The organism is Luteimonas sp. KH_071, assembly GCF_057838005.1.
This window is the reverse complement of sequence record NZ_CM174458.1, coordinates 2,291,052-2,305,013: the sequence shown is the minus strand read 5'-3', so window position 1 is coordinate 2,305,013 and position 13,962 is coordinate 2,291,052. Positions and strand designations below refer to the sequence as shown.

The 13,962-nt window shown below is 66.4% G+C and carries 10 protein-coding genes; 4 read left to right on the top strand and 6 right to left on the bottom strand.

Translation table 11 applies throughout. The features are described from left to right. Positions 1-67 precede the first annotated feature (67 nt). The 3 genes from AC3IRM_RS10605 to AC3IRM_RS10595 are packed head-to-tail and all read left to right on the top strand — an operon-like array spanning position 68 to position 7,775. On the top strand, positions 68-1,189 hold the full coding sequence (locus AC3IRM_RS10605; RefSeq protein ID WP_489203122.1) for an efflux RND transporter periplasmic adaptor subunit: 1,122 nt from the start codon (positions 68-70) through the stop codon (positions 1,187-1,189). After that, complete coding sequence (locus tag AC3IRM_RS10600) at positions 1,189-4,695, top strand: efflux RND transporter permease subunit (protein ID WP_489203121.1); 3,507 nt, start codon at positions 1,189-1,191, stop codon at positions 4,693-4,695. The genes AC3IRM_RS10605 and AC3IRM_RS10600 overlap by 1 nt, the downstream gene beginning before the upstream one ends. Beyond that, positions 4,692-7,775: an efflux RND transporter permease subunit gene (locus AC3IRM_RS10595; protein ID WP_489203120.1), complete on the top strand. Its 3,084-nt coding sequence runs from the start codon at positions 4,692-4,694 to the stop codon at positions 7,773-7,775. Before AC3IRM_RS10600 ends, AC3IRM_RS10595 begins: the two co-directional genes overlap by 4 nt. A 767-nt stretch (positions 7,776-8,542) precedes the next feature. On the opposite strand, the gene AC3IRM_RS10590 is transcribed toward AC3IRM_RS10595, so the two are convergent. The 6 genes from AC3IRM_RS10590 to ykgO form a co-directional block, all read right to left on the bottom strand. Further along, a complete protein-coding gene (locus tag AC3IRM_RS10590) occupies positions 8,543-9,763 on the bottom strand; it encodes a TraB/GumN family protein (protein WP_489205906.1) in 1,221 nt (406 codons plus the stop codon). Between the two features lie 16 nt (positions 9,764-9,779). Then, the gene (locus AC3IRM_RS10585) at positions 9,780-10,310 is read right to left on the bottom strand and encodes a GNAT family N-acetyltransferase (RefSeq protein WP_489203119.1); all 531 of its coding nucleotides are present in this window, start codon (positions 10,308-10,310) and stop codon (positions 9,780-9,782) included. 4 nt (positions 10,311-10,314) lie between these two features. Then, on the bottom strand, positions 10,315-11,217 hold the full coding sequence (locus tag AC3IRM_RS10580; RefSeq protein ID WP_489203118.1) for a carbon-nitrogen hydrolase: 903 nt from the start codon (positions 11,215-11,217) through the stop codon (positions 10,315-10,317). A gap of 215 nt (positions 11,218-11,432) precedes the next feature. Next, positions 11,433-12,488, bottom strand: a complete 1,056-nt coding sequence (locus tag AC3IRM_RS10575) for an agmatine deiminase family protein (RefSeq protein ID WP_489203117.1) — start codon at positions 12,486-12,488, stop codon at positions 11,433-11,435. A gap of 4 nt (positions 12,489-12,492) precedes the next feature. Continuing rightward, positions 12,493-12,834 (bottom strand): hypothetical protein, encoded by a 342-nt coding sequence (locus AC3IRM_RS10570; protein ID WP_489203116.1) that lies wholly within the window; start codon positions 12,832-12,834, stop codon positions 12,493-12,495. A gap of 183 nt (positions 12,835-13,017) precedes the next feature. After that, entirely contained in the window at positions 13,018-13,143 is a 126-nt protein-coding gene (gene ykgO, locus AC3IRM_RS10565) for a type B 50S ribosomal protein L36 (protein WP_005913193.1), read from the bottom strand. A 117-nt stretch (positions 13,144-13,260) separates the two neighbouring features. On the opposite strand from ykgO, the gene cmk reads away from it, so the two are divergent. Beyond that, a complete protein-coding gene (gene cmk, locus AC3IRM_RS10560) occupies positions 13,261-13,938 on the top strand; it encodes a (d)CMP kinase (RefSeq protein ID WP_489203115.1) in 678 nt (225 codons plus the stop codon). Positions 13,939-13,962 lie beyond the last annotated feature (24 nt).

The window sequence follows — 13,962 nt, the reverse complement described above, 5'->3', positions numbered from 1 at the left end:
GGCGCATTCAACGTCATGCACTGGTGATATACCTTGCTACAACACCGTAGGGGTCCATCGAATCCACATGTCCACACCGCATGCTTTCGCGTCCGCGGGACGCGTCCTGACTGGCGTCATTCTCGTGTCTGCCGCCCTTGGCCTGTCTGCATGCAAAGGCGGAGGAGGCGATGCCGAGGCCAAGCCTGGCGACAGCGCGCCCGCCCCAGTGCCCGTGGAAACCGAAGCGGTCGTGCGCCGCAGTGTGGCGGCCAGTTACGTGGGCACGGCTGCGCTGGAGGTGCCGCGCGGCGCGGACGTGGTTGCCAAGACCTCTGGAATTGCGCTCGACGTGCTGGTCGAGGAAGGCGACACGGTCCGCGCCGGTCAGCCGCTGGTGCGGCTCGATCCCGACCGCGCTCGCCTCGCGGTCGTGCAGAGCCGCGCGACGATGGGCAAGCTGGAGAACAGCTACCGTCGCGCGCAGCAGCTGGTGGGCCAGCAGATGATCAGCGCCAATGATCTGGATCAGATCAAGTTCGATCTCGACACGGCGCGCGCGCAGCACGAGATGGCGCAGCTCGAACTTTCCTACACCACGGTGACCGCGCCGATTGCCGGTGTGATCTCCCAGCGGATGATCCGCACCGGCAACTTCGTGCAGATCAATACACCGATCTTCAGCATCGTCGACAACGCCCGCATCGAGGCCACGCTCAATGTGCCCGAGCGCGAACTGCGCGTGCTCAAGCGTGGCCAGCCGGTGCGTCTGCAGGTGGATGCGCTACCGGGCGAAAGCTTCGAGGGCGTGGTCGAGCGCGTGGCGCCGATCGTCGAATCGCGCAGCGGCACGTTCCGAGTGGTGACCGCATTTGAAGGCAACGAATTGCTGCGCGCCGGCATGTTCGGCCGCATCCACGTCGATTACGACCAGCGCACCGACGCGTTGGTGATTCCGCGCAGCGCGCTGCTCGACGAAGGTGACGAGACCGCGGTGTATACCGTGCGAGACGGCAAGGCGATACGCGTGCCGGTCGAACTGGGCTACATCGACGGCAATCTGATCGAGGTGCGCAGCGGTCTCGAAGAAGGCGACCCCGTGGTGACCGCCGGCAAGGTCGCGCTGCGTGAAGGCAGTGCGGTGCAGGTGGTGGGTGATGCACCCGTCGCCGCGACGCCCGCCGCCGACGCCAAGAGCGACGCGCGGTAATGGCCGGCGCGCCCCATGACGGCCCTGTCGGCGACGGCCCGGCCATGGATCCGCACGCCGCGCCTTCGGGTCGGTTCGATCTCGTCGAGTTCTCCACGCGTCGCCGGGTGACGGTGTGGATGGTGGCGATCAGCATGATGCTGTTCGGTCTCATCGCGCTGACCAACCTCAAGGTCAATCTGCTGCCCGATCTCAGCTATCCCACGCTGACGGTGCGCACCGAGTACACCGGTGCGGCGCCGTCCGAGATCGAGACGCTGGTCAGCGAGCCGGTCGAGGAAGCCGTCGGTGTGGTCAAAGGCGTGCGCAAGCTGCGCTCGATCTCGCGCACCGGCCAGAGCGATGTGGTGCTGGAATTCGCCTGGGGCACCGACATGGACCAGGCCGGCCTCGAAGTGCGCGACAAGCTCGAGACGCTGCAGCTGCCGCTCGAGGTCACGCCGCCGGTGCTGCTGCGCTTCAACCCCTCGACCGAACCGATCCTGCGCCTCGCGCTGACCGCCGGCGACAAGGGCGATGCGGTCGATGAACTCACGCGGATGCGTCGCTACGCCGACGACGACCTGAAAAAGAAGATCGAGCCCGTCGTGGGCGTCGCTGCGGTCAAGGTCGGCGGCGGCTTCGAGGACGAGGTCCAGGTCGAGCTCGACCTGCAGCAGATGGCGCGCATCGGTCTGCCGATCGAGAACGTCATCCAGCGGCTGCAACAGGAGAACATCAATCTCTCCGGCGGCCGCCTCGACCAGGGCACGCAGCGCTATCTCGTGCGCACGGTGAACCAGTTCTCGAGCGTCGAGCAGATCGGCGAGATGCTGGTCGCCACGCAATCGGGTGGCGACGACGGCGCCGCGAGCGCGGCGCAGCAGATGGCGGCGATCGCGGCCGCGAGCGGTTCGCAGGCGGTGCTGGCGGCCGCGGCATCGGTGCAGAGCGCATCGGGCGCGGACAGTTCGACGATAGGCGCTGGCCGCGCGATCCGCCTGCGCGATGTCGCCACCGTGCGGCAGGGCTTCAAGGAACGCGAAAGCATCATCCGGCTCGGCGGCGCCGAAGCGGTGGAACTGGCGATCTACAAGGAAGGTGACGCGAATACCGTCTCGACCGCCGACGCGGTGCAGGCACGACTGGACGCGATCCGCAAGGAACTGCCGCCGGACATGACGCTGACCGTGGTCGACGACCAGTCGAAGTTCGTGCGCGCCGCGATCCACGACGTGCGCACCGATGCATTGATCGGCGGCACGCTGGCCGTGCTGATCATCTTCCTGTTCCTGCGCAACGGCTGGAGCACGCTGGTCGTCAGCCTGTCGCTGCCGATTTCGATCATCACCACCTTTTTCTTCATGGACCAGCTGGGGCTGAGCCTCAACGTCATGTCACTGGGCGGGCTGGCGCTGGCGACCGGTCTGGTGATCGACGATTCGATCGTCGTGCTCGAGAGCATCGCCAAGGCACGCGAACGCGGACTGGGGATTCTGGAGGCCGCGATCACCGGTACCCGGGAAGTGGGCATGGCCGTCGTCGCATCGACCTTGACGATCATCGCCGTGTTCCTGCCGCTGGTGTTCGTCGAAGGCATTGCCGGTCAGCTGTTCCGCGACCAGGCGATGACGATCGCGATCGCGGTCGGTGTATCGATGCTCGTCGCATTGACGCTGATTCCGATGATGGCGTCGCTCAAGGGCCGCCCGCCAATGGCGTTTCCGGAAGAGGCGCCGCATCCGCAGTGGCGTCCGGACAGCCGCTGGCAGAAGCCGTTCGCGGCGACGGGGCGTGGCATCGGCGCCGGGTTCCGGGGCGTACTGTTCGGGATCGCCTGGGCGGTCGTGCGCGCGTGGCGCTTCGTGTCGGGCGGGACCGGCCGGGTCATGGGTCGTGCGAGCGATCTGGCGATGTCGCCGTATAACCGCGCCGAACGCCGCTATCTGAAGCTGCTGCCGGCCGCGCTCGGACGTCCTTGGCTGGTGCTGGGCACGGCGACCGCGGTGTTTCTGGTCAGCATGCTGGCGGTGCCGTTGCTCGGCACCGATCTGATCCCGCAGCTCGCCCAGGACCGCTTCGAGATGACGGCCAAACTGCCGCCTGGCACGCCGCTGCGCGAGACCGACCGCATCATGCGCGAGGTGCAGCAGGCGCATGCCGGCGACGACGGCGTCGAACTGCTGTTCGGCGTGAGCGGCAGCGGCACGCGGCTGGATGCGAATCCGACGGAAAGCGGCGAGAACATCGGCAAGCTGAGCATCGTCATGAGCGGCGGCGGCAGTCGCGAATTCGAAGCCCGGCAGACCGAACGCCTGCGCGGCACCATGCAGCAGTATCCGGGCGTCCAGGTCGACTTCGCACGGCCGCAGATCTTCAGCTTCTCGACGCCGCTGGAAATCGAGCTGCGCGGCCAGGATCTCGATGGACTGGCCAGGGCCGGCCAGCGCATGACCGAACTGCTGCGGGCCAATCCGCACTACGCCGACGTCAAGAGCACGGTGGAGCAGGGCTTTCCCGAGATCCAGATCGTGTTCGACCAGGAGCGTGCGGGCGCGTTCGGCCTGACCACGCGGCAGATCGCCGATGCGGTGGTGCGCGCAGTCCGCGGCGAGGTCGCCACGCGCTACAACTTCCGCGACCGCAAGATCGACGTGCTGGTGCGCGCGCAGGAGAACGAACGTGATTCGGTCGACCGCATCCGCAACCTGATCGTCAATCCCGGCAGCGCCTCGCCGGTGCGGCTCGACTCGGTGGCCGACGTCGTCGCGACCGTGGGCCCGAGCGAGATCCATCGCGCCGACCAGGTACGCGTGGCGGTCGTCTCGGCCAACCTGCGCGGGATCGATCTCGGCACTGCGATGGAGGAAGTGCGGCAGATGGTGTCGGAGAATCCGCTCGGACCGGAAGTCGGCCTGCACATCGGCGGCCAGGGCGAGGAACTCGCCGAATCGATGCGTTCGCTGCTGATGGCGTTCGCGCTGGCGATCTTCCTTGTCTACCTGGTGATGGCATCGCAGTTCGAATCGCTGCTGCATCCCTTCGTGATCCTGTTCACCATCCCGCTTGCGATGGTCGGTGCGATCGGCGCCTTGCTGCTCACCGGCAATACGATTTCGGTGGTCGCGTTCATCGGGTTGATCCTGATGGTCGGTCTTGTCGTGAAGAACGCGATCATCCTGATCGACAAGGTCAACCAGCTGCGCGAAGCCGGCGTGGCCAAGCGCGATGCCCTGGTGGACGGGGCACGCTCGCGCCTGCGGCCGATCATCATGACCACGCTGTCGACGCTGTTCGGCTTCCTCCCGCTGGCACTCGCGTTCGGTGATGGCGCCGAGGTGCGCTCGCCGATGGCGATCGTGGTCATGGGCGGGCTTGCGGTATCGACGGTGCTGACGCTTCTGGTGATCCCGGTCGTCTACGACCTGCTGGATCGCAAGCCCGATGCTTACTACGCCGAACGTGGCCGACGTGCGCGTCTGGGCGCCGCCGCCGATCGCCCCGATGCGGAGGCCAGCGCGACATGAGCATCGCCGAGCTGAGCCTGCGGCGTCCGGTCACCACCATCATGTGCTTCATCTCGATGGTGGTGATCGGCCTCATCGCGTCGGTGCGCCTGCCGCTGGAGGCGCTGCCGGATATCTCGGCGCCGTTTCTGTTCGTGCAGTTGCCCTACACCGGCTCGACGCCGGCCGAGGCCGAGCAGAATCTGCTGCGCCCCGCGGAAGAAACGCTGGCGACGATGAGCGGCATCAAGCGCATGCGCGGTCAGGCGGCATCCGATGGTGCGTTCGTGATCCTCGAGTTCAGCGACTGGGATCGAGACATCGCGATCAGCGCGTCCGAGGCGCGGGAGCGGATCGATGCGATCCGCAGCGATCTCCCCGACGACTTCCGCCGCTACTTCGTGCAGAAGTTCTCGACCAGCGATCAGCCTGTGCTGCGGCTGCGACTGGCGGCGAATGTCGATCTGTCCGGCAGCTACGAACTCATCGACCGCCAGCTCAAGCGCAGGCTCGAGCGTGTGCCCGGCGTGGCGCGCGTGGAGATCAGCGGCGCGGCGCCGAACGAGGTCGAGATCGCGGTGCAGCCCGACCGCCTGACGGCGCACGGCATCGAGCTCAATGCTTTGGCCACACGCCTGCGGGCGATGAATTTCTCGGTGTCGGCGGGGCAGATCCTCGATGGCGGGCAGCGACTGCGCGTGCAGCCGATCGGTGAGCTTGACGATCTGCAGCAACTACGTGATCTGGTCATCAACCAGCAGGGTCTACGCCTGTCGGATGTCGCGGACGTGCGCCTGCGGCCGCAGCGCATGGACTACGGACGACGTCTGGACGGCCGCGCGGCGGTGGGTCTGGAAATCTACAAGGAGCGTGACGCCAACCTCGTCGAGGTCGCGCGGACCGTGCTGGCGGAAGTCGACAGCGCACGCAGTGAGCCGGGGCTGGAGGACATCGACGTCAAGGTCACCCAGAACATGGGCGAGGAGGTGACGTCCTCGCTGATGGAGCTGGTGGAGGCCGGCGCGATCGGCCTGGTGCTGTCGATCATCGTGCTGTACTTCTTCCTGCGCCACTGGCCATCCACCTTGATGGTGACGCTGGCGATTCCGATCTGTTTCATCATCACGCTCGGCTTCATGCACTTCTTCGACGTCACGCTCAACGTGCTGTCGCTGATGGGTCTGCTGCTCGCGGTCGGCATGCTGGTCGACAACGCGGTCGTCGTGGTGGAGAGCATCTACCAGGAGCGCGAACGCATGCCCGATCAGCCGTGGCTGGCGTCCGTGCTGGGGACCCGTCACGTCGCGATCGCGCTGTCGGCGGGCACGCTGTGCCACTGCATCGTGTTCGTGCCGAACCTGCTGGGCGAGACCAACCAGATCAGCATCTTCATGACCCAGCTGGCGATCACCATCTCGGTGTCGCTGCTGGCATCGTGGCTGGTCGCGGTGAGCCTGATTCCGATGATGTCGGCCCGGATGAAAACGCCGCCGGCCGTCGCCAGTCCGAATGGCGTGATCGCCCGCATGCAGCGCCGCTACGCACGCGTGCTGCGCTGGTCGCTGGAGCATCGGGGCATGACCGTGGCCTCCATCCTGCTGGTGGTGGTGGTGAGTCTGGTGCCGATGACGCAGACCAAGTTCGACATGTTCGGCGACGGCAGCGGCGGCAAGGAGATCCAGCTCTATTACCAGTGGAAGGGCAGTTACAACCTGCAGCAGCGCTCCGACGAGGTGCTCCGGTTCGAGACCTTTCTCGACGAGAACCGCGAGGCCTACCGGATCAAGCAGCTCTATTCCTGGTTCGGAGAGGGTGGCGATTCCGGCACGATGATCACCTTCGAGGATTCGGTCGGCGACACCAAGGCGCTGACCGAAACGATCAGCGCGGCGCTGCCCAAGTCGGCCCGCGCGGAAGTCGGCGTCCGTGGCAGCGCGGGGCAGGGCGGCGGTGGCGGTGCGAGCCAGGGCGTGCAGGTGCAGCTGGTCGGCGATTCGACCCAGGTGCTGCGCGAGATCGCAGACGGCGTGATCCCGATCCTGGCCGCCAATCCGGCATTGCGCGATGTCCGTGTGGACGCGGGCGACCTCAACCAGGAGCTCAACATCCGGGTCGATCGCGATCGCGCGGCGGCGTTCGGCTTCAGCGCCGAGCAGGTGTCGAGCTTCGTCGGTCTGGCGCTGCGTGGCAGCCAGCTCCGCGAGTTCCGCCGGGGCGAGGAAGAAGTGCCGGTCTGGGTGCGCTTCGCCGGCGCCGAGCAGTTCAATGAAGCCGACATCGCCAGCTTCATGGTGCGAGCGCCCGACGGTCGCAGCGTGCCGCTGACGAGCCTGGTGGACATGCGCGTCGAACCGTCGGCCAGCCGGATCACGCGCGCCGACCGACAGACTTCGCTGACGCTGCAGGCCAACCTCGCCGGCGACACCACGATGCCCGACGCGCGCAAGGCACTCGAACAGACGCTGGAATCGGTCCCGTTCCCGGCGGGGTACGGCTACACGTTCTCCGGCAGCGGATTCGAGGACGACGCCGAAGCCAGCCGGCAGATGGTGTTCAATTTGCTGATCGCGGTGATCATGATCTACGTGGTGATGGCGGCGGTGTTCGAATCGCTGCTGTTCCCGGCGGCGATCATGAGCTGCGTGGTGTTCTCGGTGTTCGGCGTGTTCTGGCTGTTCTGGCTCACCGGTACCTCGTTCACAGTGATGGCCTTCATCGGCATTCTCGTGCTGATGGGGGTGGTGGTGAACAACGGCATCATCATGGTCGAGCACATCAACAACTTGCGACGGCGCGGCATGCCGCGTATCGATGCCCTGGTCGAAGGCAGCCGCGAACGCCTGCGCCCGATCCTGATGACGATGGGCACGGCGATCCTGGCGATGATCCCGATCTCGCTCAGCGACACCGTGGTGCTGGGCGGCCTGGCCTACTCGCCGATGGCGCGCGCGGTGGCGGGCGGCCTGGCCTTCTCGACCGTGGTCAGCCTGCTGTTCCTGCCGACGATCTACGCGATCCTCGACGACATGCGGCATGGCACCGCGCGGTTGATCCGGCGGGCGCGGGGTGTTCGGGGCGAGACTGCTGCTACGGCAGGCTGAGAGGCCTTTTCAGCATCTGGCGCCCGGCCGGGCGCTAGATATCTTCTTGCCTTGGCTCTGGTTTTGGCTTTTGATTTGCTTCTGGCTTTTAGCCCTTGATGTCAATCGAGCCGTAAAGCGAGCCGAGCATCGCAGGGCGGCGGGGTCGAAGAGCAGCCCATGTCTGAGCGCAGCGAGTTTGGGCTGCGTGCCCCGTCGTCCGAGAAGCACAGGGGACCGCCGCGGCTGTATCGCGGCGGATCGCGTCCGGCGAAGACGGTTTTGCTTACTTTTGCCAAGACAAAAGTAAGCCGCGCGACAGCGCGGAAGCCCTGTACTTGATCTTCGCTCTTAAAGCATTTCGTATGGCGGCCGCATCAAAATCCAACGCTAAGGTTGAGAAGCCGAAGCAAGTGCAGAGCTTTCGCCCGCTACGCGTGCGAGTCCCTTTTGGATGGACCCAAAAGGAACCAAAAGGTACCTTCGCCGGACGCGAGCCGACGCGATGAAGCCGCGTCGGTGCCCTCCGCTCCTCGCCTGACGCGGCACGCAGCCCAAACTCGCTGCGCTCAGACATGGGCTGCTCTTCGGCCACGCCAGGCTCCGGTGCTCGGCTCGCTCTACGGCTCGATTCAGATCAAGAGCCAGTGCAAGTGCCAAGGCCAAAGCCAAAGCAAAAGCAAAAGCAAAAGCGAAGCCAAAAACCAGACCCACGCCTGCAAAGACCAGGCGCTCCGCTAGAGCGGCGCCTAAGCCTTCCGCTGTCACTCAAGCGCCAAAATCGCTCCTCAGCTGAGCACCTTGCCGGCAATCCGCAAACCCGCCACCCACACCCCGATGCTCGACCCGATATTGGCCAGCAGAAAGCTCAGCAACGTGCGCGAGACGCGGTTGCGGTACCAGCCGCGGACCGTGCCAGCGTCGTCGCGCAGCGACATGAAATCGCTGTAGGCCGGTTTGCGCAGGTAGGCCTCGACCAGTCCGCTGAACAAACCGGGCGAGATGCCCGGCGGTCGGATCGGCTTGAGCGGCGCGGCGATCGCGGCGGCGAGGATGCCAAGCGGATGCGACAGCGCAGCCAGGGCGCCGAGTGCAGCGAAGCCGGCGGTGATGACGATCCATTCCTTGACCAGCTGGCGGCCGAGCTCGGCGCCGCCCTGGTAATAACCCCAGCCGATCATCGCCAGGATCGCCAACGTGATCGCGGTCATGACCCAGCGGATGCTCGTTCCCTTGGGCGCGTGCTCGAGTTCGGCCGTCGTGGTGGCGGGCGCCTGCACGTCGTCGGCGAGATGCCGCGCCAGTCCGGCGAGATGACCGGCGCCGACCACGGCCAGCACTTCGCGCGCATCCCCGGAATGTTCCCGCAGCTTGGCGGCCATGTAGCGATCGCGCTCGGCGATGATCGCCTCGTAGAGCTGGGGACTGCTCTTGGCGAATTCGCCGAAGCTCGATTCGAGCATGTCGCCCTGCTTGAGCTTCTCGATCTCCTCTTCGCCGAGTTCGTCGGAAGCCATGAGGCCGCCGAGCAGGCTGCCGATCAGTTTCATGCGGCCGAAGAAGCCGAGTTTCTTCGACGCGCGCTTGAACGTCAGGCCGACATCACGGTCGATCAGCGCAACCGGCAGATCGCGTTCGTCGGCCAACGCGACCGCGCGCTTGAGTTCGGCGCCCGGTTCGATGCCGAGCTGTTCGGCAAGGCGACGCTGGTACGCGGCCAACGCGAGATTGGCGGCGAACAGGGCGACGCGGCCCTTGCGGATCACGTCGACGAGATTGAGCTTCGCCAGTGCGTCGGGATCACTGATGGCCTGCAGACGCTGCGCATCGAGTTCGACGGCGACCGCGTCGAATGCGCCGCTGCCGATCGCATCCTCGACCGCTTCCACACTGACCCGTGAGACATGCGCGGTACCGAGCAGGGTGTAGCGCACACCGTCGCGCTCGACGATCGCATGCGGCTGCGACTGCCAGGACGTGGCGGCAGGAGGCGGCGTCGCGCCGGTCATCGGTTCGGTCATCGGGTCATTCGTCTTCAGGAGGAGTGGCGGCGCCGTCGCCGAGGACGCGCTGCATGAGAGTGGCGTCGAGCCAGCGTCCGTGTTTGCGGCCGACGCCGGGCAGCACGCCGACAGTCGTAAATCCAAGGCGCTGGTGGAACTGCACCGAAGGCCCGTCCGTTGGCGGTCCGATCACCGCCATCATCTGCCGGTAGCCACGCTGCTGACACAGTGCGATCAATCGCTCCATCAGCAGGCGGCCGGTGCCGAGGCCGCGCTGTGCGTGCTCGACATAGACCGAGCTCTCGACCGTGAAGCGGTATCCGATGCGGGCGCGGAATCCGCCCGCGTACGCGTAACCGGCGAAGGCGCCGTCGCGGGTCGCGACGATGTAGGGATAGCCGGCCGCGGTGACGTTCGACCAGCGGCGTCGCATGTCGACGGCATCGGGCGCGTCGTACTCGAACGTCGCCACGCCGCCCGCGACTTCGCCGGCATAGAGCGCGGCAATGGCATCGAAATCGGCGTCGACGGCGTCGCGAAGCTCGAGCGGCATCGGATCAATCGATGTAGCGCTTGAGCAGATCGCCATAGGCGTCGATGCGGCGGTCGCGCAGGAATGGCCAGATGCGACGCACGTGCTCGCTGCGGCCCAGATCCACTTCGCAGCTCAGCACGGTCGGCTCGGTGCCCGCTTGTGCGAGGAACTCGCCCTGCGGCCCGAGCACATGGCTGTTGCCCCAGAAATCGATACCGGACGCACCGATCGGCGAAGGCTCGTGGCCGACGCGGTTGCACGACAGCACTGGCAACCCGTTCGCGACCGCGTGTCCGCGGTGGCTGAGGATCCAGGCATCGCGCTGGCGCGTTTTCTCGTCGTCGACGTCGGTCGGATCCCAGCCGATCGCAGTCGGATACAGCAGCAGATCCGCGCCCGCCAGCGCCATCAGGCGCGCGGCTTCCGGATACCACTGGTCCCAGCAGACGAGCAGGCCGAGCCGGCCGACCGAGGTGTCGATCGGCTTGAAGCCGATATCGCCCGGCGTGAAATAGAACTTCTCGTAGAAGCCCGGATCGTCGGGGATGTGCATCTTGCGATACTTGCCCGCCGTGCTGCCGTCCGCGTCGAAGACCACACCGGTGTTGTGGTAGAGCCCAGCCGCGCGGCGTTCGAACAGCGAGCTGACCAGCACGACCTTGTGCTGCTTCGCCAGCGTGGCGAGACGCTCGGTACTCGGGCCGGGAATCGGCTCCGCGAGATCGAACTCATCAACCGACTCGTGCTGGCAGAAGTAGGCACCGTTGTGCAGCTCCTGCAGCAGTACAAGCTTCGCACCCTGCCTGGCGGCTTCGGCGACGCGCGATTCGATCAACGACAGGTTGGCGTCGGCATTGCCGGCGCCCTGGTCGATGACGGCGCGCTCCTGGATCAGCGCGACAGGCAACGTGGTCTTGCGGGACATGGATTCGAACCCTCGGGGGATGGCAACAATGCTAACGCGCCGCTGCGTGCGGGCAGATAAACGATGGAATGCACGAACGCATCGCGAGCAGTGCAATCCATCGCGTGCGACGCGAGCACGTTGGGCAGGGGAGACGCGCCGGCGTCGGGGGCGGGCACTTGATGACCGAGCCGGCACCCGAGTCCGATTCGCGAACGCCGGGCGTCCTCCCGCCGTCAGACGGGCAACGCGTCCCGCAGCAGGCCAGCGGGCAGCTGCATGGTGATGCAATGCAGACTGCCGTTCTGCCAGATCAGCGGTCGGCACGGCACCTGCACGATCTCGCGACCGGGATGCGCCTGCGCGAGCACGGCCGCCGCCGCGTCGTCAGCAGGGTCGCCGTAGGCCGGCATCAGCACCGCGCCATTGAGAATCAGATAGTTCGCGTAGCTCGCGGCGAGGCGGCGCCCGTTGTCGAGTACCGGCTGCGCCCACGGCAGCGGGAACAGCCGATACGGCGCGCCGTCGCGGGTGCGCAGCGCGGCGATCTCGTCGGCCATCGCCTGCAGTTCGGCGTGGTGCGGATCAGTGACGTCGTCACAGGCCTGGAACACGATCGCATCGTCTGGCGCGAAGCGGGCGAGAGTGTCGATGTGCGCATCGGTGTCGTCGCCCTCCAGATAGCCGTGGTCGAGCCACAGCACGCGATCCTGCGCGAGCCAGTCGGACAGCTTCGCGGTCAGCGCTTCGCGGGACGCGTCGGGATGACGTTCGTGCAGGCAGCGCCAGGTTGTCAGCAGCGTGCCGGCGCCGTCGGTCTCGATCGCACCGCCTTCGAGCGCGAAGTCGATCTCGCGTCGCCGCGCGTCGTCGGCGAACACCCCGGCTGCATGCAGATGACCGACCAGCAGATCGTCCTGGCTCGCATCGAACTTGCCACCCCAGCCGGTGAAGCGGAAATCGTTGAGCAGGAACGCGGCGTCGCCACGGCGCAGCGAGATCGGGCCGGAATCACGCAGCCAGGTGTCGTCGTACGCCGCTTCGACAAAGCGCACGCGCGTCATGTCGATGCGATTCGACGCCAGGCGCACGTAGGCGTAACTCTGGATGTCCTCGTCCGGCACACAGATCACCACCGGCTGGAAGCGGGTGATCGCCGCGACCAGCGCGATGTACGTGTCTTCGACCTCGCCCAGGCGCGCGGCCCAGTCGGTGTCTTCGTTCGGCCAGGCGATCAGGATCGCGGACTGGGGTTCCCACTCCGCGGGGAAGCGCAATGCGTGTTCGGTCATGGACTCAACGGATGGCGGGCTTGGGGCCGATCTCCGACGCCGTGGCGCGGTTGGCGACGGTGTCGATGACCCGGTTCCGCTCGAAATAGACAGTGAAGGTGGGATAGACCCAGCGGTTGATCGTCGGCCACTGGCGCTTCTGGCCGCCACGCGGGTCCATGCGCTCGCTCGGCACGCCAAACCGGGCTTCCACGTCCGCCATCGACATACCACGCGTCGGCACAGCCGCACCGGCAGGCTGCTTGGTGCGGTCGACAAGCAGCGTGTCTGCGGAAGCGGGCAGACTGGCGAGCAGCGCGCAGCTCAGCGCGGTACCTGCGAGGATCGAAGCAAAGGAACGCGACATGGCGGTGACTCCTGGGCAGGACAGCGATGGATGGCGAGGGCGCCGACAGGGCGCACGCGCCTGTTTATCAGAATTCGCGCGACGGCGATGCCGACGCGATGCGAGAAGCGCCCCAAACGAAGAAAGGCCGCATCGCTGCGGCCTTTCTCGCGTGCGCGCCGCTTGCGCGGCCGCAACGCGTTTTCAGCGCTGACGCGCCTTGAAACGCGGGTTGGACTTGCAGATCACGAAGACCTTGCCGCGGCGACGCACTACCTTGCAATCGCGGTGGCGGGTCTTCGCCGACTTCAGGGACGACAGGACCTTCATGGTGAACCTCTGGGATGGGATACAAACAGCAAGCCGGCTATTCTAGCGGCTCTTTCCCCCACGATTCAAGCGCTTGGGTGTTCGCCCGCGGACAGGGCCCCGGCGCAGGAGATGCAGATGACGGCGACGGTGCCGGTTTTGACGATCGACGGGCCCTCGGGTTCCGGCAAGGGCACCATCAGCCGCGCGGTCGCGCAGCAGCTGGGTTGGCATTATCTCGATTCCGGTGCGCTGTACCGCGCAGTCGGGGTCGCCGCGGGCTGGGCCGATCTGGATCTCGATGACGGCGGCGCCCTGGTGCGCTGCACCTTCGATACCACCATCACGTTCGACGAGCGCGGTGACGAACTGCGCGTGCTGGTCAACGGCCACGACGCCACCGACGAGCTGCGCACCGAAACCGCGGGCGCGGCTGCGTCGGCCATTGCCGCGATTCCGGAGGTCCGCGCTGCGCTCAAGGACCGGCAACGTGCATTCAGGGTGGCGCCGGGCCTGGTCGCGGACGGCCGCGACATGGGCACGGTGATCTTCCCGGATGCGGGCTGGAAGGTCTTCCTGACGGCGAGCGCGGAGGAACGAGCGGATCGCCGCTATAAGCAGTTGAAGAACAAGGGGGTTTCGGTGACAATGGACGGTCTGCTGCGCGAGATCCTCGCCCGCGACGCCCGCGATGCCAACCGTGCGGTGGCGCCGTTGCGGCCGGCCGAAGATGCCGTCCGTATCGATACCACCGGTCAGGGCATCGAAACCGTCGTCGAACGGGTGCTTGCATTGCTGCCTGCACGCCACGCCTGATCCGATCCGGGGTCGGGCGTTTGT

Excerpts from the sequence above, each read along its gene's own strand:
- AC3IRM_RS10605 (WP_489203122.1), top strand. The coding sequence starts at position 68 with ATGTCCACACCGCATGCTTTCGCGTCCGCGGGACGCGTCCTGACTGGC.
- AC3IRM_RS10600 (WP_489203121.1), top strand. The coding sequence starts at position 1,189 with ATGGCCGGCGCGCCCCATGACGGCCCTGTCGGCGACGGCCCGGCCATG.
- AC3IRM_RS10595 (WP_489203120.1), top strand. The coding sequence starts at position 4,692 with ATGAGCATCGCCGAGCTGAGCCTGCGGCGTCCGGTCACCACCATCATG.
- AC3IRM_RS10590 (WP_489205906.1), bottom strand. The coding sequence starts at position 9,763 with ATGACCGGCGCGACGCCGCCTCCTGCCGCCACGTCCTGGCAGTCGCAG.
- AC3IRM_RS10585 (WP_489203119.1), bottom strand. The coding sequence starts at position 10,310 with ATGCCGCTCGAGCTTCGCGACGCCGTCGACGCCGATTTCGATGCCATT.
- AC3IRM_RS10580 (WP_489203118.1), bottom strand. The coding sequence starts at position 11,217 with ATGTCCCGCAAGACCACGTTGCCTGTCGCGCTGATCCAGGAGCGCGCC.
- AC3IRM_RS10575 (WP_489203117.1), bottom strand. The coding sequence starts at position 12,488 with ATGACCGAACACGCATTGCGCTTCCCCGCGGAGTGGGAACCCCAGTCC.
- AC3IRM_RS10570 (WP_489203116.1), bottom strand. The coding sequence starts at position 12,834 with ATGTCGCGTTCCTTTGCTTCGATCCTCGCAGGTACCGCGCTGAGCTGC.
- ykgO (WP_005913193.1), bottom strand. The coding sequence starts at position 13,143 with ATGAAGGTCCTGTCGTCCCTGAAGTCGGCGAAGACCCGCCACCGCGAT.
- cmk (WP_489203115.1), top strand. The coding sequence starts at position 13,261 with ATGACGGCGACGGTGCCGGTTTTGACGATCGACGGGCCCTCGGGTTCC.